Below are 17,522 nucleotides of genomic sequence, written 5' to 3' on the forward strand. Positions count from 1 at the left end.
TGTGCACATCTTGTTGGCATTATTCTGAAATGGCGAATACCCCTATTTTTTCAGGGTATTTATCTTGCTGTGCTAACTCATTTGATTGATTAGCAAAAAAGCCAAAATCTTCGACCATCGCTAAATTATCTAAACGTGCTTGAAGCATGACCTTTTGATTTAAATCAGCATGCAATCTTGATGAATGGGTAAACTCTGCGGCTAAATTGACGAATTCTTGTTCGTCATCAGCAAAAAACCGTATCTTTTTGCCAAGGTGACATTGTCTTGGCGAGCTTGGGCAATAATTTTCTGGCCTAGCTCTCGATTAAAGCCAGTGAGCATTTCCGTGGTTTGCTGATATAAGGCATAATCAAATGGCGTGCGATAGATGACAGTGACGGTTTCCATTGGTTGTATTTGCGCATGAGATGCAGCAGAAAATAACCCAGTGACGGCCAATATAGCGCTCACTAAAACGCGGGTTATTTTTTTACATTAAACGCCAATGACGTTATCGAAAGTTTGGTGCTAATTTTTGTAGAATGTACGTACGTGCTGTTAGTAGACATAGTATCCTCTCTTACCTTGGCATGACAGAAGTGGTGCAAGGTGTTTTCATTAGACAGTTTGAGTATATGAAGAGGTTTACTGGTTAATATGTCACCATTGTAAGCAGGTGTTGCTCAAAGATTGTCTAGCAACATATCGACACGATTAAGCGATTTTAGACACGTTTGCACATATTTAACTAAAACAAGTGTGACGTGCGATGAGAAGGGTTTAGTAATGCAAGATGCAGTTCAAGATACGGTTGAAGGCAGTGACCAAAGTCAAGAGATTCAACATGATGTAGTGATTGTTGGTGGCGGGATGGTTGGGGCTGCAGTTGCTGTTGGCTTGGGGCAGTTAGGCTTAAATGTTGCAATGATTGAAGCTTATCAACCCAAGGCCTATGAACCAGAACAAGCGCTGGACCTTCGAGTGTCAGCAATTAGTGTCGCCTCTGAGCAATTGCTCGACCGTCTTGGTGTGATGGACACCTTATTATCATTACGTCATGTGGCATACAAAGGCTTAGAAACTTGGGAGATGGATGATTGCATCACTCGGTTTCATGCGGACCAAATAGATGAGCCGCATTTAGGTTACTTTTTTGAAAATCGCTTAATTCAACTGTGTCTATGGCAACAAATCGAGACGATGGACAATATCACCTTATATTGCCCCAACAGTGTAAGTCGATTTGAACGAGTTAGCTCAAGTGAAGCTACACAAGTCAAAGTCAGTCTTGATTCTGGTGCTGAGCTGATGGCGACACTGGTTGTGGGGGCCGATGGGGCTAACTCACAAGTCCGTCAGTGGGCTGGTATTGGTATTACAGGTTGGGATTATGCACAATCAGCCATGTTGATTAATGTTGCCACAGCGACTGAGCAACAAGATGTTACATGGCAACAATTTACACCTCATGGCCCACGTTCGCTTTTACCTTTACCAGGTAAAAATGCGTCATTAGTTTGGTATGACAGTCGCAGCCGAATTAAGCAATTAATGCAACTTAACCCTGTGCAACTTGCCGAACAAATCAGACAGCATTTCCCTGAGCGGTTAGATAGTGACTTTACCGTTATCGACAGAGGCAGTTTTCCATTAACACGTCGACATGCGCAATCATATTATCAAGACAATGTGGTCATATTAGGTGATGCAGCACATACCATTAACCCACTTGCGGGGCAGGGGGTGAATATTGGTTTTAAAGATGTTGATGTATTGATTGCGACGATTGCTGATGCAATTGGCAATGATAAACCTTGGTGGACTGGAAGCGTGTTACAGCAATATCAGTGCAAACGTTATAACGATAATTTACTGATGATGTCTGCGATGGATGCATTTTATGCTGGTTTTAGTAATAATTTATTGCCGCTCAAATTATTAAGAAATGGCATGTTAAAGCTAGCAAACCATGAAAACCCAATCAAAAAGAAAGTCCTTAAATATGCATTAGGCTTAGCATGACCGATATTGTGACTAGCCATACCCACAGATCTGAATCATTAATTAAATAATGTTGTCGAATGAAGTGCCTGAAAAGTTCAGGCACTTCTAATTTTAAACATCTATCTTCTCGTTTTCTCCTGCTGTTTTTCTTCTTACTAGGCACAGCCTTTGCGCCAATAGCCAGTTTGTGGCAATAAAATTAAACGCGCTCGTCAGTAAAAGCAGCCGCTTAAAGCCAAGTTATTATCTTGAGTTTAGGTTAATTAGCACAGGGTATTTGTTGAGTTCTGTTTTGAGTGTTAAAATGCCGCGCTTTAGCGCAATCAGATCATTGTCAGTGTGTTTTTGTACTTTGATTTGTTGTTCGCGCGGTATTATTTTCGCTAAAAAATGAGTACTAATGAGTCAAATTAAACTAATTGTCGGCCTTGCAAATCCGGGCGCTGAATACGCGCAAACTCGTCATAATGCAGGTGCATGGTATGTGCAGGAACTCGCACGTTTATGTGGCGCTACTTTAGTACCTGATAGCAAATATTTTGGTTTAACCGCAAGAGTGACCATTGACGGTAAAGATGTCAGGTTATTAATACCGACAACGTTTATGAATTTAAGCGGTAAGTCAGTGAGTGCATTAGCTAACTTTTTTAGAATTACCCCAGAGCAAATTTTAGTTGCACATGATGAGCTGGATATGGAGCCGGGAGTCGCTAAGTTTAAACTTGGTGGCGGTCACGGAGGCCATAACGGTCTAAAAGACATCATTGCGAAAATGGGCAACGATAAAGGCTTCCATCGTCTTCGTATCGGTATCGGCCATCCTGGTGATAAAAATCGTGTCAGTGGCTATGTGCTGGGTAAAGCGCCCGCAGTAGAACAAGAAAAAATGAATGCAGTAATAGATGAAGCAGTGCGTTCAACAGAGATTTTATTTAAGCAAGATATGGCGAAAGCCATGAACAGATTACATACTTTTAAAGCTGAGTAAGGATTAATCCGTATCAACGGGCTAATCGTCATCGGTTTTAAGATGATTATTGATATTCACTGCATCAGTGTTGGTGCAGTTCAACATAGATAAAGGTAACAAATATGGGTTTTAAATGCGGCATTGTTGGTTTGCCAAACGTTGGTAAGTCAACACTATTTAATGCGTTAACTAAAGCAGGAATTGAAGCAGCTAACTTCCCGTTTTGTACCATTGAGCCTAACACTGGTGTTGTACCAGTACCGGATTCTCGTTTAGATAAGCTTGCTGCTATTGTTAGCCCTGAGCGTATTTTACCAACGACAATGGAATTTGTTGATATTGCAGGTTTGGTTGCTGGTGCATCTAAAGGTGAAGGCTTAGGAAATAAATTCCTAGCTAACATTCGTGAAACTGATGCTATCGGTCATGTGGTTCGTTGTTTTGAAGACCCAAACATTGTTCACGTTGCTAATAAAGTTGATCCAGCTGGCGATATCGAAGTGATTAACACTGAATTAGCATTAGCTGACTTAGACAGTTTAGAGCGTGCGATTACACGTCAACAAAAGCGTGCTAAAGGTGGCGATAAAGAGGCTAAGTTTGAAGTTGAAGTGCTTGAGAAAATGCGCCCAACGCTAGATGACGGCCAAATGCTGCGTTCACTTGAGCTAAGTAAAGAAGAGCTAGCATCTATTGCTTACCTTAACTTCTTAACACTTAAGCCTACTATGTATATTGCTAACGTGTCTGAAGATGGTTTTGAAAACAACCCACATTTAGATGCAGTAAAAGCGATTGCAGAAACAGAGAATGCTGTCGTTGTTGCTGTTTGTGCGGCGATTGAATCTGAGCTTGCAGAAATGGACGCTGAAGAGCGTGATGAGTTTATGGCAGATCTCGGTTTAGACGAGCCAGGCCTTGATCGCGTTATTCGTGCAGGTTACCAATTACTGGATTTGCAAACTTACTTTACCGCTGGTGTAAAAGAAGTGCGTGCTTGGACTGTGCCAGTTGGCGCAAGTGCTCCACAGGCTGCTGGTGTTATTCATACTGACTTTGAGCGTGGTTTCATTCGTGCACAAGTGATGAGCTATGATGACTTCATTGAGTATAAAGGTGAAGCTGGTGCCAAAGATGCGGGTAAATTACGTGTCGAAGGTAAAGGTTATATCGTTAAAGATGGCGATGTAATGCATTTCTTATTCAACGTATAAAAGCGATTTTCAAACTATAATAGTGTGAAGATTGTTTAAAAAAGGGATTGAGGTTAACTTTACTAAGATATTTTGTCGATTTGACGCTCAGTTTGGTGAACTTATAGCCGAACAACAACAATTGATGAAAATAGCTAAAAAAGCAGTTGACCTCGATACCCTGAATAAGCATAATACGCCCCGTCCTCACGACGAGGGCAAGTAAGAATAAAGTGGCAATGTAGCTCAGCTGGTTAGAGCACAGCACTCATAATGCTGGGGTCGCAGGTTCAAGTCCCGCCATTGCTACCATCTTCTCTAGATGTAAATTAAGAGATTGCTGGTTAGTTAAAGTATGACTTTAGAAATATGACCGGCTACCTTCTCAAGGTTAAATGAGCATCGTGTTCTGGATGTTAAACAGAGTCTGTGCGGGAGTGGTGGAATTGGTAGACACGCCAGATTTAGGTTCTGGTGCCGCAAGGTGTGAGAGTTCAAGTCTCTCCTCCCGTACCATTATTAAGAAAATTGGCTTATAGCGAGTTTTCAAAAAGCTTTAGATTGGGATATCGCCAAGTGGTAAGGCACCGGGTTTTGATCTCGGCATTCCCAGGTTCGAATCCTGGTATCCCAGCCATTTTAAAGTAAGTAGTAAAGATTATTGGGATATCGCCAAGTGGTAAGGCACCGGGTTTTGATCTCGGCATTCCCAGGTTCGAATCCTGGTATCCCAGCCATCTTTGGCAATGTAGCTCAGCTGGTTAGAGCACAGCACTCATAATGCTGGGGTCGCAGGTTCAAGTCCCGCCATTGCTACCATATTTAAAAGGTAGAGTAGAGGGAAACCCTAAACTACTTAGTTAGAAAAGAGCAAGAAACAGCGTTTACTCATGATTTAAATGAGTTTACTCTGGTAAAAATTTGATGCGGGAGTGGTGGAATTGGTAGACACGCCAGATTTAGGTTCTGGTGCCGCAAGGTGTGAGAGTTCAAGTCTCTCCTCCCGTACCATCAAATTTTCTTCAATATGTACATCTTCCTAGTTTAAGAGTGACATATCCAAGTTTTTGGGATATCGCCAAGTGGTAAGGCACCGGGTTTTGATCTCGGCATCCCCAGGTTCGAATCCTGGTATCCCAGCCATATTTAACCTTACGGTTAGAGCAAAAGCCCGTCTTATGACGGGCTTTTTGTTGCCTGAAATTTAGTATCAGCGTTATGCTTGAAGCACTCTAGCGCTTAACAATGGCGCTTTGATTATTCAGAACCCTAACGGCGATTGTTATTAGCGAGCTATCTTTAGAGAGTGTGATGCAGATAAACAAGATTGAACCATCAATGTGGCAAGCGATTTTTGAGTTACAGTGTCAGGTCTATACTGAGATTGAGCCAGAAAGTTTGCAGGTGTTAAGAGGTAAGTGGCTACATTCGCCTCACTGTTGCTTTGTATTGCAGGATAAAGCGGATAACATCCTTGCTTACTTGCTCGCTCACGAATGGCACGATGAAACGTCTCCTAAGCTTTATCAGCCTCTTTTAAATGAAAATAAAGGGGATAGACTGTTCTTACATGATTTAGCAGTTTCTAAAGCACTTAAAGGCAAAGGCGCTGGTAAAAAAATGGTAACCCAGTTAATTGATATTGCTAAAGCTGGCCATTACCAACACATTCAATTAGTCGCGATTCAACATTCAGTGTCATTTTGGCAGAAAATGGGCTTTAGCATTGATGTAAATAATATCGCCAGTGAGACTTATGGCGACAATGCGCAAGTGATGGTGCTAACCCTATAAAAAATACGGCCTATTGGCCGTATTTTTGTTTGTCGTTAATGCGATTAACTAGCTGGGTAAGAAGTCGATGGCCCAAATTGTCGTCATGGTCGCTACATCCTCAGCAGGAAAGCTGATTGAACGTAAAACAACCTTTAATTGGCGTTCTAATTTCGGGTTATTTAATTGGCTCGATTGAATATCGACACGACTAATGCTGCCGTTTGGTTGAATTTCAATTTCGAACATGACTTTACCTTTAAGAAAAGGATCTTTTCTCAAAGCGCGGTTATACAGTGCATACAATCGTGCTTTGTTGGCCTCAAGGGTACGCCTTAACGCCGCTTCAGAACGCTGACCTGCAGAACTTGCTTCACGATCAATTTCTGCATTCGCCCCTGCAACTGCTAATACCTCTTCTTCAGCTAACCGTATTTGCTGGGTATTTTTAGTGCTAATCGCATCAGATACCACGGTTTGCTGCACGGTCGAAGTCGATAAGCTTTCACTTTGTGTATTAGCCGCTGCGGCAAGTAATTTGCGTTTTACTTTCACTTCTTGGGCTTGGTTTTGCTCAAGGTTACTTTGCGCTGCAGGTTTAACATCAAAAGCTTCACGCATCGAAAAAAGCTCATCTTTCATGGCTGCAAGGCCTGACTTTTGTGCTTTCTCTTTTGCTGCCTCTCGAGTTGTTGGTTGCACCTTTGGTGGTTCTTCCACTTTCTCGACAGGTTTTTCTTCGAGTTTTTCAGGTTCGGGTTCTGGGATAGGTTCCTCTTTTGGCTTTTCAGGTACTGGAAGTTGTTTTTCTTTCAGCATGATTTTGGCCAGTTGAGGTGGCAATTGCTCTTTGACTTCCCTTGGCTCTTCCACTTGTTCTAAAAAAGGGACACCAATACCAAAGATGACATAAACCACCAGTAACAAAATTAAGATTTGTTTAAATAATCTATCTTGTCTACTTGGTTTAAACATATCACCGATATCAGAAAAGCTATTATCACTGCTATGAGTAAGGCTTGCTGTGGTCATATTAGCCCTCACTCTGTGTTTTACTGGCTTGTCGCTCAACAGCGAGTGACATATTGCGATAGCCTGTTTCAGCACATGCAGCCATAATTTGTTTCAACACTAGGTAAGGCGTGTCAGAGCCTCCTATGATGGTGACCGCTCGTCCTTTTTCCTTTTCGGACTCTGTCAATTCAACACGCTTGCTGGCTTGATAGGTCAGCTCTGTGGTGATAGCGGCAATAAATTGCGTATTTTCTTGTTCGCTAAAATTGGGTTTATCGTCAGAGTTTTGCCACACTGCACGCTCCTGAATGAGCACAGTGTCTGGCAATACAGTGATAACCAGGTTCTCAACAGGCAGTTCTTCGGCAATCGATACTGGCAATTTTATCTTTTCGATATTTTGCAATACCCGCACTTCTGATTGGTTCACAATCAAAAAGAAAACCAAGATTGTGAAAATATCCATTAATGCGACAAGATTAAGTTTACCGCCAGCTTTAAAGCGCTTGTGGTGCTTTGCAAGACGCTTAGCTCTTGAAGATTGCTTCATGGCTGGCCTCCTGCGGTTGTACTGCTTGCACTTTGCTCAAGGCTATTTTCTGGGGCGTCGCCTAATGAAATAAGCGGAAATAACTCAGCATCCACTAAATTGGCGGCAACCACAGCTTTATAAGATCTAACGGTATCCATTGTCGTGACGATGGTTTGGTAATCGACATTGGGCTCAAGCAACAACACGATATCTCTTTTCTCAATGGCTTGTTGTTGAAATGTCAGCTTCAAATCTTGTAAATATACAGATAATGCCTTGAAGTCATAGCCTTCGTCAGTTATTTCAAAACGTTTAAGTAAAATACCCGCAGGGTAGTTAAGGGTTAAGTGATTCGAGGTGATCACCAGCTCAAGTATCTTAGGTTCTTGATCTTCATCAGCTTGCTGAGATTCTGCAGACACAGGTAGTTGCAGATTTAAAATCCGCACTTGTGAAAACACTAAACTAAGCAGCAATACTGGCACTAACACGATCATCAAGTTCATAAACGAAGTGATATCGAGTTCAGCGTCTTCGGTATTGGGGCGACGACGGCGTCTCATAGTATTAGCCTCGATCAGAATCCGTATGCTTATTAAATGACAAAGAGTTAAGTAACTTAATGCCTGCCATTTCAATTGAATCTACAATCGTTGCTGTTTTCGTTTGCAGGGTTGAGTGGAATAAAATCAATGGGATAGCTGTGATCAAGCCAAATGCTGTGGTGTTCATTGCAACTGAGATACTTGATGATAGTAGATTGGCTTTTTCTGCTGGATCGGCACTTGCCACAGCAGAGAATGCAGCGATTAGGCCCATAATGGTACCGAGAAGACCGAGTAAGGTGGCGATATTGGCTAACGTCGCAATGAATGGTGTGCGCTTTTCTAGCCTCAGCATGTATTCCATGATGGTTTCTTCCATCGCATATTCCACATCTTCACGACGATCAGCTTGAGATATACGAACAATCCCTGATTGGAGGACGTCAAATACTGGCGCTTTATTGTTTTGTGCATGCTGGCTGATGGTTGCAACGTCGCCTTTTTTTAATGCTTCTTTAATCAGTGCAAAGGCTTTTTGATTTGTGCGATGTGCTGAACTTAAATATAACCAGCGTTCAATCGTGATCGCTAAACCTACCACGAGCACTAATGCGATAGGGTAAATGAATGGGCCGCCATTTTGTAAAAATGCAATGATATGGTCGGTAAAACTCATGATATTTTCCTTTTTATTGAGTTGAACGAATAGTTCTTATTAACTCGTCCTAATTGTTTTGAATCGTTAGTTACGTGTTTTCGGGTAAATTTTTATTATTGATTAATCGTTATTGGCCTTACTCTTGTTAAGGCTGAACTCTCTTACTTGTTGTTGAAACTGCTTCGGATGTATCGGGTTAAATTCAGGTAAGGTGATTTGCATGTCAGTATCCTGAATCGCAACAGGATTTGTAATCCCTTGCCAAGGCATGATGTAGAGAACTTTGGGTTGCTCTTGCGTGCCGGTCACCTTGGTTTCAATCAGTACGTTTTTTTGGACGAGCTAGCAGGTTCGGCCGCATGTGTTTGAATTGCTGATAGGCAAAAAATACAAAACAATCCACCATTACGCAGCATTGAGCTGACAAAGCGCTTGAGTGTTGCTGAAGGAATAAATGCCGACATATTAACTTTCTCCTTCAGGCAAGGTTAAACCTGCACGCTGAATTTTAATTTCTAAGCCTGCCAACCAACGCTGAGCAAGTTGATCATCTGGTTTTAAGCGTAAATAAGATTGGTAATAGTGGCGAGCATCTAGCAATTTGCCTCTATAAAGCTCCAGTAAAACCGCAAGATTAACTTGCGCTTCTGGGTAATTAGGCCAAATTTCAAGTGCCGTTAAGTAACCTTGTTCAGCTTGTTCAAACTTGCCTTGGGTTTTGGCAATGTTGGCTTTGATTTGATGGGCATAAGGGTTAGTTGGGTTGGCACTAATGGCATTGGCTAAATGTCCGTTAGCTTTATCTAACTGGTTTTGTTTGAGGGCAATAATAGCTTGGTTAACATAGGCACCTGACAGTTGTGGTTCTGCGTTAATGATTACAGAAAACATCGCATCCGCTTGTTGCCACTCTTGTTGCTTCATTAACGCTATCGCCTGCTGATATTGCTCTAATACAGAGGCTGGAACGTTTGCCAGCTTTTGCTTAGCCTCTGCTTCATAAGCATTCACTTGGCTTGTTGCTGAGCTAGTTTGTAATGATGACTCTATCGATGCTTGGGCACCATTTGTGGTGTCTACCAGCTCAACTAATGCTGCCGAATCACTTTCTAACTCAGTGATGTTGTCGTTTTGGCTTTCTGCAACTTGGGTGTTGCTACATCCTTGTATTAAAGCAAAAAAGCTTAACCATAGACTTTTTCTAGTCATACAAATAAGCGGCGCTTTAATGAATCGCTTCAATAACATCATGAGTTACCTCCGGTTTGTTATATAAGGCGGGGGATAATTCAGTGAGTGTGGCAAAGCTTTTACCTACCCATTGGTCGTATATATTTTGCCAAGCACGTTGCGAGTTACTGATGTGGATCTCAATCGCTTTTTCTTCAAATGGGTAGGCCAATTCTTCTAACAAGATTTCATATTCTTCTAGTGCCAGTTCATCTAAATCTGATGGGCGCTCAGAGTCCATAACATCGGCCCCCAGTTGACGATACATCTCTGCAAGTTCATAAGTGGCTTGGGGCACATATTGTGCTTGCTGGAAATCTAATACTTGCTGGTAATAGTTAATTGCAAGTTTCATTTCATCTTGTTTACGTTTTAACGTCTTGTTGAGCGGCGCTGTTAGCTTAATGGTTTTAAATGTTTGCTGATGAGCTTTGGCAAGCGAAATTGCAGCAATGGAAGCGATAACGACCTCACGATTGCCAATAGCTATAGCTTGTTGGCGCTGTGTTTTGTCGGCGCTGAGAATTTGGCGATACCAATAGTATTCTTTGTTCGGTTCATTGGATACTTGGTAAAACCCACTCATTTTTAGGCGAACTTCTTGGGCTAAATCAAACGGCTTAGGGTAAGTTCTAGCGTAGGTTCTGAAGGTTAAACGGGCTTTTTCGGTATTGCCTGCCTTTAGGTAATACTCTGCAGCTGTGTACTGGGCTTCACGTTTTAATTCAGTTGAGGGCTGATTAGCAACGATAATCAGCAACTGCTCTGCGGCAAGCTCCCATTCTTCTATTGCTTCGTAAGATTGCGCCAATTTAGCGGGGATCGTGGCGCTAAATTCATGGTTTGGATATCGCTGCTGAAAGGGCACTAAGACCTCAATAGCTTGTTGCCATTTTTGTTGGGAAAGCAAAATATTGGCAGCCTCAAACTGGCCGTTTATCGCATATGGTGACTCTGGCACTCTGGTACTGATCCGTTTCAAATCCTTAACGGCTAAAGCTGGGTTTTCCGCCTTATTGGCTTGGGCTTGAAAGTAGATACTGGATGCCAATAAATTGCGCATTTCTGTTTTGGCTTTATGCTGCAGTGGCTTTAGATTTGTGCTGGCATTGAGGTAATTCAGGGCGATGTCGTAAGCCGATTCAGCCTGAATATAGTGTGATTGTTGGTACAAACTATGGGCGTACAGTTGGCTGACAACTTGTACTTGTGTTAATGCAACACTAGATAAGGCTTGCCCGTGACGCAAGTGATTACTGACTTGCGAGTTATCGTAACGAATAAGCATGCTCTCTGGCTCGTTTCCAGCTTGTTGATTTACCACTAGCGCAGCATGCTCATTTTCTTCGCTGTCATTTTTGTTGCCGATATTACTATTGCTATTTGCCTGATTAATCACTTTGTGGCGCAGTAATACAAATTGACTGAACTGGATTAAATCATCAAATTGCTTGGCGTTAAATGCATACTGTGCGCCATCGGTAGCAAGCTCTAACGCGCGTTTATCAAGTGGGTGGTTGGCAATAAATAGCTTATCTAAGCGGGTTCGCTCCGAGATGATGGATTGTCTTTTTGACTGACTTATTGGTGTTATTTCAGCGCCTTTTACCACTGACTCATCATGTTGTGACAATATGGCTCGGATGGTCAACGTGGTCGCGAATGCCGCTTTTTGCTGTAAGGCAAGTTGCTCTGCAGGTAGGGCGAGCGCATCTTTTTGTGCATAAGCGATAGCCTCATAACTGATTAATGCTTGTTTAAATTGCTGCGCTTCATAGTTTGCATCAGCAAATAGATACTCGTCACCGTGAATAGGTTTGGTCAGTAAAGATTTAGCTTGTGGCAACTTAGCAAGTTGTAAGTAAACACTTAAAGCACTTGCAGCGGTTTTAAATCCATCTATGCGAGCTTGCCCAGGTGGAAGTTGTTGTGCACTGGCATACAGGCGACGACTGTGCTCGTCACTGAAGGCTAATAAATTCGGTAACACTTCTTGCTGCTGTGCTGTATTAGCATGAGTCCAAAATTGGCTAGATAAGCCATATTGTTCAACGTACTGATTTTTAAGACGGTGCATCGAGGCGAACTTGCCTTGCTGTTGATATAAGTCCAGCAAAGCTAATGAGTAACGCGCAGCCCAAATGTTATTTTTGTCAAATTCAATATAAGTTTGATAAGTCAGCTCTGCGTCATGCTGTAGCTCTTTTTTAAGTAAAAATTTGGCCAAATTATCAAACAGTACATGTTGATATATCGTCAGGTAAGGGGATGACTTTTGTTGGTTTACCAAGTTAAGCAGTGAGCGAGATTGCTCTTGTTGAGACAATGAAATACTCAGTACGCGTTGCGCATCGATAGCCAGATTTTGGTAGCGGCTTGCTAACTTGTTAAATTCAAAACTGGTTTGGGTTAACTGTTCATTATCAGTACTAATTAATTCTTCATTTGCCGCAATGATGTTATCAAACACCTGCAAAAATCTTGCATCCGCTTCGGGTAATCGATTGAGCTTAAATAGCGCCCAACCCGACATGTAAATACTATTGATGAGATATTTATCATTGTCGTTTGCCGACTCTACTTGCTGATAAGCTTGAATCGCAGCAGGGTAATCTTGCAAGTTGTAATAAATCTCACCACGGCGGAAGTTGAGTTCTGCCCGATATTGAGTATTAGGGTAGCGAGTCAGTAATGACTCCATTTCGATCAAGCTTGCATCTATCTCACCCTGCACATCGAGTGCTTTCGCAAGTTGGTACTGCAAGTGTTCATTCTCGGCTCTATCTGGGTAACGGTTCAGTAATACTTGGTATTCTGCAATAAGCTTATCGAGCTGTTGATCATTGTGTTTTAGCTGAGTTAACGCCAGCTGCTCAGCTTCTTGCGGTGATATGTCAGTCTGTTGACTGGCAACTTCATCAAAGGCTTCGCCAAACATTTGTTCTTCTAAATGTTCTGATTTGATTTGAACTAAGCGATATTCAACATGAGTTCGCACTTCTGGATCTGGCTCTAACGTCAGTAGTTGCTGGTAAATTAATGCTAACTTCGCTTTTCGCTGAGCTTGGCTTAATTGCTGTTTTTCATAGTTTACTTGAGGCTGGCTATTGGCTAAATCTGTCAATGTTGGTCGCTGTTGTTTGCTTGACGTTGGCGACTCATCGGTTAGCTGGCAACCCGCTAGACTGATTAACACTAAGCAACTTACCAATCGAGATACACCAAAGCGTTTAGGAAGCGTTAAGGCCATATTGCTACCAAGGCTTGAAACATTGCTAGTGTCAGAGTTGCTGGCTTGTAAAGCGAGTGGGTTAGTGCGCTGCATAATGCTTCTCCACTTGCTCGAAATGAGCAGTCAATGAACTCAATGGAGAATGCTCCTGTTGGGGCATGAGCTTAGTTGTGTTCAAGTTATCAGAGGTAATCGCATTGCTCGGTGTTATATCTTGCTGGCTCATTCTTTCCAGTACCGCTGCCATTTCATGGCGTGAAGTCAGCAATAACTGCGTTAGCTGTTGACGTTGATTTTGGGTAAATAGGCGCAGTTTTTGTTGAATCGTTAGCTGTGTTTTGTGACTTGCTTGCTTGATGTTACGCGTAATATCTTCGATTTGTTTGGCTAAATTCTGCTGACGGATAGCATACTCACTGGCGCCTTGTTGAGATTGCGTGACTGATTTAAAGCGAACATATTGAGCGTTTAATGCTTGTAATTGGGTGTCGATGTCTTTTAATAGCTTTTTGTGTTGCCATAAACGTGGAATAAAAGATTGTTGCAGCTGCCAATTCAGCGCACCTTCTACTCGTGTTAGTCGCAGAAAATCATCTTCTGTGTCACGTGTTGAGGCAATGTTAGCAAGTGCTTGTTTGCTTGATTCAATCCGCTGTAACCATGCTTGTTCGGTACTATTGGCAAACAGTTGCATTTGCTGGAAGGTAATTTCATCGACAGGAACATCGACAGCTTGGATCTGTTTGCTAAGTTGCTGCTTGCGTTCGGTTAGTTGGCTAATAAGGTTTTCATAATCGCTTAATTGCTGTTGAGCTAACCTTTTTCTCTACGCTGCTTATTTAAATCGATAGTCTCAGCGAGCCAGTCACTTTTACGTTGTTGCTGAGTAAGGTTCTGTTCCAATAGGGATAAACTGGCTAATGTCGTAAAGTCATTTTTCAATGCATTGTCTGTTAGCGCTTTTTCAAGCCAAGGCTGCTTTTCGAGTGTTTCAGGACTTAATCCTTGCGGGGTTAATGCGGTTTGCATTATTTGGCTTGTGTTAAAGCGAGTTTCTAGTGCTGCTTCAAAAGCGTCTAATTGTGCTAATTGTTCAAGATAAAGTGTTTCTGCTTCTTGGTAGCTTGTTAGACTTTGTTCAAGGCTTTGTTGCTCACGAACCTGAGCGGCCAGTAATATTGCCGATTGCCAACCCATTAAAGAATAAGGATATTGGCGTTTTAGTAGATCCAATAGCGCTAATGAAATGGGATATTGCTGCAATTGCTGTGCTGAAAATGCATATAAAAATAACGCTGATTCGGTATAAGGACTCTGTTGGGGAAAGTCTTTTAATTGTGTAAATGCTGCTTGATATTGGCCTTGTTTGACATACGTTTGCGCTAATAACAGTTGCGCATAATCATTGATCGCTTGTTGCTGTACTTGCTGATCAGATTCTTGGTCTGTAACGCTTTTATGGTTGTTTTCGTTATTTTCAGCTGTCATTGGAGCGGTAAGTTCTGAAGGCGTTTTTTCAGTGAACAAGCTTTGCCAAAAGCCCGTTTCAGTTTCAGCCAAAGGCATATTTTTTATTGTAATGAGCAGGGTTTCAGCTTGTTGGTACTGCTTTTGTTCAATGAAATGCAGTGCTTGGTTTAGCATAACGTAAGCCGATAACGATGAAGAAGCTGACTGGTTATCAGTTGGGTTATCGTGATTGATAGAAGCTGATGCATTAACACCACCCGCAATCTTTGCCATTATGGCAGGCTCGTTAGGCCAATAAGCCAGTTGGTTAAGAATATGGTATTGCTCAATATAGCTGTTAGGGACTTGGGTAATACGCTGCAACGTTTGCTGCGCTTGGTATGGCTGACCTTGCTCTATTTGCTGCTCTGATAATTGCAATAATGCAACTAACTTGAGTTCAGCGGATGAAGTATTTTTTTGAGACTGAGAAGACGTTTGATTGGCTTGGTTTTTGTTGCCAGTTAACGCTTGCTCAATTGCCAATGTTTGCTCAAATGAAGATAAGGTACGAGTCGCTTTTTGATGAAGACCAACTGATACTTGCAGCCCAGCTTCAAACAATTGACTTTTAGCAGTATCGGCATCAAATCGTTGTCGGTTAATGCTGACTTGCCTTAACGCTGCTTGATAATCGCCTTCAAAGTAGTAATACAAGGCTTGGCGATAAAGTTTATTGCGCAGTACTTGGTTTGCTTGAGTCGTGACTTCAGTATTAGCAGTGGTCACCGTGCTTACTTCAGTTGCTGAAACACTGTTGCTGCAGCCAATAGCGAATGTCATCAGACACAGTAGCGACAAAAACTTCGTTTTAGCTGGTTTATCTCGCTCTGGATGACGATATTGTTTACTAATATCGGCGGCTTGGGTTCGTTGAAGCACTGGTATCATCTGTTATAAAACCCATTCTTCAACGCTAACATCAGCTCGGTAACTTGATTCGCTGTCTTCAAGCTTTAATTCAACCATGATGGTTTCATCTGTCTTTTCAAAAGGGTGGTTGACTGCTCTTTGTATCGTGCGTCCTTCTGCATCAATGCCGGTGAATATTGCTGTTAATTGATGCTGGCCAGTTTTTAAATTGCCCATATATAATCTTTGAATGCCGCCTTTTTCAAGTGCGCGGCGCTGACGCTGGGTATATAAAAATCCAGCCACATCTTGGTTATTTATTTTTAGCTCTACGCTATCTAAGGTAAAAAAACGTCCAACATCCACGGAGACAAAGACTGCTATTTGCGTGCTGGCAGGGAAAAGTAAATCTTCTTCTAAAATAAACAAATCACGATTGAGTTGAATGACCTGGCTTTTAATATCTTCAAGTTCGCTACCAATAGTGCTTTGCGCTTGCGAGGCATCTGCCGCGACGACTGGCGATACTGAGATACATAAGCTCAAAAAGAGCGCGTACAGTGCTCGTTGAGATAAGCTGAAAAATTGTTGTGTTCGTTTCATATTATTGCCTTGGACGCAGCGTTGAGTTGCGTACTACTAAAAATAAATACTGTAAAAAGCACGAATGACATTGGCTGAAAAGCTATAGAATGGCTCATTACCGACACCACCTTCAGCGGTAGGATCTCTGAAGTTGCTATAGTCAAAGGTAATGTAATCCCATTGCAGGCTGGCCTCTGAGCGGTTATCTCCAAAGGACAGGCTTTCAGGCATTAAATAAGTCACGCCTAAACCTAAGGTTAAGTCATTAAAATCACTAAGCTCTTTATCTCGAGCGAGATAATTTTGTGCATCTTGATAAGGGAACAGATCACTATAAAACTCAGCTTGAGTTTGTTGGTAATAGCGCACTTTAAACTCCAGCTCTAAGTAGTCACCAATCGGGTGACGATAGCCAAGCTCCACATCATTGGCATTGATTTCCCAGCTATCATTAAAGTATCGGTAGTGAAAAAATAGCGCTGCACGATAGGGAAGAAAGTAACTGGCTGACAATTTACTCGAAAAGGAGTTACGGGTTTCAGGGTACACTTCCGATTGATAGCCTACCCCTGATGGGCTGGTAGTATCGATAAAACGTACTGTTCTATATGGGTTATTAAGGTAGCCTTCATCGGCAATTGCTTCAAAATTAAGTTGTGCTGTTAAGTTGCGGGTTAAAATCTGACTGATGCCCGCACGAATTCGATATTGTTGGCTTTGCTCTTCAAATAGGTCATCACCGTTTCGGCGAATTTCATTGTCACCGTATGACACACCGAGACTAAGATTGGTTAAGTCGCCAAAGGTATCTTGCGAAACGTTAATACTAAAAGACTGGGCAAGGTAATCGTCTTCGTCACTTTGTCTAGCATTAAACGTCATTAGGGTTTTGTCATTAAGGTATTCAACACCAATTTGACCTTCATGACGTTTTTCAGTGTAAGGGCTGGCAGTGCTGAGAACGTCCACTGACGCAGAAGAAATACTGTCTAGATAATAATAACCTGTGAAAGCTAATGACTCGGACGCCTTCTTTCGCAGCAGCACAGAAGGACCGTCAATTTTCATCCCGCCGCCTTCGTAACTATGATAAAGCGCATCGGCTCTATCTGGCTCTAAAACAGCCGCCCATGATAAAGGGACATTTATGCTAACGAGCAGCAATGTGATTAGCTTACATACTGTAAGGTTCATTATTCTAGTTACAGCCACAACCACCGCCTCCCGTACCTTCAGCGCCTCTTGCTGATTCACGCGCTTCAAGCACATGAGCTACATGCATATTGGCAATTGGGTGGCGACCAAAACGCATAATAGGGTCGGCTAAGTTTTGGCGCTCGTAAGGTTTTACCCAAGGCTCTATATCAAGACTAGAGCAAGCTGAGAGCGTTAATAATGAGCTTAATCCTGCACTTAACATGATGAGCTTTGTCATAGAAGACT

At 42.2% G+C, this 17,522-nt stretch carries 18 protein-coding genes and 7 tRNA genes; 11 read left to right on the forward strand and 14 right to left on the reverse strand.

Features of this window, described 5'->3' with window-relative positions:
* Positions 1-19: 19 nt before the first annotated feature.
* Entirely contained in the window at positions 20-148 is a 129-nt protein-coding gene (locus ACGEDC_RS13610; protein ID WP_394493881.1) for a hypothetical protein, read from the reverse strand.
* Between the two features lie 53 nt (positions 149-201).
* Complete coding sequence (locus ACGEDC_RS13615; protein ID WP_394493883.1) at positions 202-453, reverse strand: hypothetical protein; 252 nt, start codon at positions 451-453, stop codon at positions 202-204.
* 315 nt (positions 454-768) lie between these two features.
* Between ACGEDC_RS13615 and ACGEDC_RS13620 the strand changes: the two genes are divergently transcribed.
* The 11 genes from ACGEDC_RS13620 to ACGEDC_RS13670 all read left to right on the forward strand — a co-directional run bounded on the left by ACGEDC_RS13620 (position 769) and on the right by ACGEDC_RS13670 (position 5,943).
* Positions 769-2,004: an FAD-dependent monooxygenase gene (locus ACGEDC_RS13620; protein ID WP_394493885.1), complete on the forward strand. Its 1,236-nt coding sequence runs from the start codon at positions 769-771 to the stop codon at positions 2,002-2,004.
* Positions 2,005-2,386: 382 nt separating this feature from the next.
* Complete coding sequence (pth, locus tag ACGEDC_RS13625) at positions 2,387-2,974, forward strand: aminoacyl-tRNA hydrolase (RefSeq protein WP_119969061.1); 588 nt, start codon at positions 2,387-2,389, stop codon at positions 2,972-2,974.
* A 104-nt stretch (positions 2,975-3,078) separates the two neighbouring features.
* Positions 3,079-4,170: a redox-regulated ATPase YchF gene (gene ychF / locus ACGEDC_RS13630; RefSeq protein WP_394493888.1), complete on the forward strand. Its 1,092-nt coding sequence runs from the start codon at positions 3,079-3,081 to the stop codon at positions 4,168-4,170.
* Positions 4,171-4,384: 214 nt separating this feature from the next.
* Positions 4,385-4,461: transfer RNA gene (locus ACGEDC_RS13635), tRNA-Met, on the forward strand.
* A 119-nt stretch (positions 4,462-4,580) separates the two neighbouring features.
* Positions 4,581-4,665 (forward strand) — tRNA-Leu (locus tag ACGEDC_RS13640).
* Between the two features lie 46 nt (positions 4,666-4,711).
* A tRNA-Gln gene (locus ACGEDC_RS13645) sits at positions 4,712-4,786 on the forward strand.
* A 25-nt stretch (positions 4,787-4,811) separates the two neighbouring features.
* Positions 4,812-4,886, forward strand: a tRNA-Gln gene (locus tag ACGEDC_RS13650).
* A 5-nt stretch (positions 4,887-4,891) separates the two neighbouring features.
* A tRNA-Met gene (locus tag ACGEDC_RS13655) sits at positions 4,892-4,968 on the forward strand.
* 107 nt (positions 4,969-5,075) lie between these two features.
* Positions 5,076-5,160: transfer RNA gene (locus ACGEDC_RS13660), tRNA-Leu, on the forward strand.
* A gap of 57 nt (positions 5,161-5,217) precedes the next feature.
* Positions 5,218-5,292 (forward strand) — tRNA-Gln (locus ACGEDC_RS13665).
* 168 nt (positions 5,293-5,460) lie between these two features.
* A complete protein-coding gene (locus ACGEDC_RS13670; RefSeq protein WP_394493890.1) occupies positions 5,461-5,943 on the forward strand; it encodes a GNAT family N-acetyltransferase in 483 nt (160 codons plus the stop codon).
* A gap of 48 nt (positions 5,944-5,991) precedes the next feature.
* Here the strand turns inward: ACGEDC_RS13670 and ACGEDC_RS13675 are convergent, their stop codons facing one another.
* The 12 genes from ACGEDC_RS13675 to ACGEDC_RS13730 form a co-directional block, all read right to left on the reverse strand.
* Positions 5,992-6,954, reverse strand: a complete 963-nt coding sequence (locus ACGEDC_RS13675; protein ID WP_394493892.1) for an AgmX/PglI C-terminal domain-containing protein — start codon at positions 6,952-6,954, stop codon at positions 5,992-5,994.
* Position 6,955: 1 nt separating this feature from the next.
* Positions 6,956-7,486: an ExbD/TolR family protein gene (locus ACGEDC_RS13680; protein ID WP_394493894.1), complete on the reverse strand. Its 531-nt coding sequence runs from the start codon at positions 7,484-7,486 to the stop codon at positions 6,956-6,958.
* Positions 7,483-8,031 (reverse strand): biopolymer transporter ExbD, encoded by a 549-nt coding sequence (locus tag ACGEDC_RS13685; RefSeq protein ID WP_394493896.1) that lies wholly within the window; start codon positions 8,029-8,031, stop codon positions 7,483-7,485. The genes ACGEDC_RS13680 and ACGEDC_RS13685 overlap by 4 nt, the downstream gene beginning before the upstream one ends.
* Positions 8,032-8,035: 4 nt before the next feature.
* The gene (locus tag ACGEDC_RS13690) at positions 8,036-8,689 is read right to left on the reverse strand and encodes a MotA/TolQ/ExbB proton channel family protein (protein ID WP_055025747.1); all 654 of its coding nucleotides are present in this window, start codon (positions 8,687-8,689) and stop codon (positions 8,036-8,038) included.
* 102 nt (positions 8,690-8,791) lie between these two features.
* On the reverse strand, positions 8,792-8,980 hold the full coding sequence (locus tag ACGEDC_RS13695) for a hypothetical protein (RefSeq protein WP_394493899.1): 189 nt from the start codon (positions 8,978-8,980) through the stop codon (positions 8,792-8,794).
* Between the two features lie 156 nt (positions 8,981-9,136).
* On the reverse strand, positions 9,137-9,922 hold the full coding sequence (locus ACGEDC_RS13700) for a tetratricopeptide repeat protein (RefSeq protein ID WP_282167945.1): 786 nt from the start codon (positions 9,920-9,922) through the stop codon (positions 9,137-9,139).
* Complete coding sequence (locus tag ACGEDC_RS13705; protein WP_394493902.1) at positions 9,897-13,226, reverse strand: tetratricopeptide repeat protein; 3,330 nt, start codon at positions 13,224-13,226, stop codon at positions 9,897-9,899. The genes ACGEDC_RS13700 and ACGEDC_RS13705 overlap by 26 nt, the downstream gene beginning before the upstream one ends.
* Positions 13,213-13,827 (reverse strand): hypothetical protein, encoded by a 615-nt coding sequence (locus tag ACGEDC_RS13710; RefSeq protein WP_394493904.1) that lies wholly within the window; start codon positions 13,825-13,827, stop codon positions 13,213-13,215. Before ACGEDC_RS13710 ends, ACGEDC_RS13705 begins: the two co-directional genes overlap by 14 nt.
* 119 nt (positions 13,828-13,946) lie before the next feature.
* Entirely contained in the window at positions 13,947-15,533 is a 1,587-nt protein-coding gene (locus ACGEDC_RS13715) for a tol-pal system YbgF family protein (RefSeq protein ID WP_394493906.1), read from the reverse strand.
* Positions 15,534-15,536: 3 nt separating this feature from the next.
* Entirely contained in the window at positions 15,537-16,097 is a 561-nt protein-coding gene (locus ACGEDC_RS13720; protein ID WP_394493908.1) for an AraC family transcriptional regulator, read from the reverse strand.
* A gap of 36 nt (positions 16,098-16,133) precedes the next feature.
* The gene (locus tag ACGEDC_RS13725) at positions 16,134-17,291 is read right to left on the reverse strand and encodes a DUF3570 domain-containing protein (RefSeq protein WP_231919061.1); all 1,158 of its coding nucleotides are present in this window, start codon (positions 17,289-17,291) and stop codon (positions 16,134-16,136) included.
* Entirely contained in the window at positions 17,278-17,514 is a 237-nt protein-coding gene (locus ACGEDC_RS13730) for a DUF4266 domain-containing protein (RefSeq protein ID WP_197495523.1), read from the reverse strand. Before ACGEDC_RS13730 ends, ACGEDC_RS13725 begins: the two co-directional genes overlap by 14 nt.
* Positions 17,515-17,522: the final 8 nt, after the last annotated feature.

The sequence above is a fragment of the Shewanella sp. ENK2 genome, assembly GCF_043568515.1.
Lineage (GTDB): Bacteria > Pseudomonadota > Gammaproteobacteria > Enterobacterales > Shewanellaceae > Shewanella > Shewanella japonica.

Excerpts from the sequence above, each read along its gene's own strand:
- ACGEDC_RS13610 (WP_394493881.1), bottom strand. The coding sequence starts at position 148 with ATGCTTCAAGCACGTTTAGATAATTTAGCGATGGTCGAAGATTTTGGC.
- ACGEDC_RS13620 (WP_394493885.1), top strand. The coding sequence starts at position 769 with ATGCAAGATGCAGTTCAAGATACGGTTGAAGGCAGTGACCAAAGTCAA.
- pth (WP_119969061.1), top strand. The coding sequence starts at position 2,387 with ATGAGTCAAATTAAACTAATTGTCGGCCTTGCAAATCCGGGCGCTGAA.
- ychF (WP_394493888.1), top strand. The coding sequence starts at position 3,079 with ATGGGTTTTAAATGCGGCATTGTTGGTTTGCCAAACGTTGGTAAGTCA.
- ACGEDC_RS13670 (WP_394493890.1), top strand. The coding sequence starts at position 5,461 with ATGCAGATAAACAAGATTGAACCATCAATGTGGCAAGCGATTTTTGAG.
- ACGEDC_RS13675 (WP_394493892.1), bottom strand. The coding sequence starts at position 6,954 with ATGACCACAGCAAGCCTTACTCATAGCAGTGATAATAGCTTTTCTGAT.
- ACGEDC_RS13680 (WP_394493894.1), bottom strand. The coding sequence starts at position 7,486 with ATGAAGCAATCTTCAAGAGCTAAGCGTCTTGCAAAGCACCACAAGCGC.
- ACGEDC_RS13685 (WP_394493896.1), bottom strand. The coding sequence starts at position 8,031 with ATGAGACGCCGTCGTCGCCCCAATACCGAAGACGCTGAACTCGATATC.
- ACGEDC_RS13690 (WP_055025747.1), bottom strand. The coding sequence starts at position 8,689 with ATGAGTTTTACCGACCATATCATTGCATTTTTACAAAATGGCGGCCCA.
- ACGEDC_RS13700 (WP_282167945.1), bottom strand. The coding sequence starts at position 9,922 with ATGATGTTATTGAAGCGATTCATTAAAGCGCCGCTTATTTGTATGACT.
- ACGEDC_RS13705 (WP_394493902.1), bottom strand. The coding sequence starts at position 13,226 with ATGCAGCGCACTAACCCACTCGCTTTACAAGCCAGCAACTCTGACACT.
- ACGEDC_RS13710 (WP_394493904.1), bottom strand. The coding sequence starts at position 13,827 with ATGCAACTGTTTGCCAATAGTACCGAACAAGCATGGTTACAGCGGATT.
- ACGEDC_RS13715 (WP_394493906.1), bottom strand. The coding sequence starts at position 15,533 with ATGATACCAGTGCTTCAACGAACCCAAGCCGCCGATATTAGTAAACAA.
- ACGEDC_RS13720 (WP_394493908.1), bottom strand. The coding sequence starts at position 16,097 with ATGAAACGAACACAACAATTTTTCAGCTTATCTCAACGAGCACTGTAC.
- ACGEDC_RS13730 (WP_197495523.1), bottom strand. The coding sequence starts at position 17,514 with ATGACAAAGCTCATCATGTTAAGTGCAGGATTAAGCTCATTATTAACG.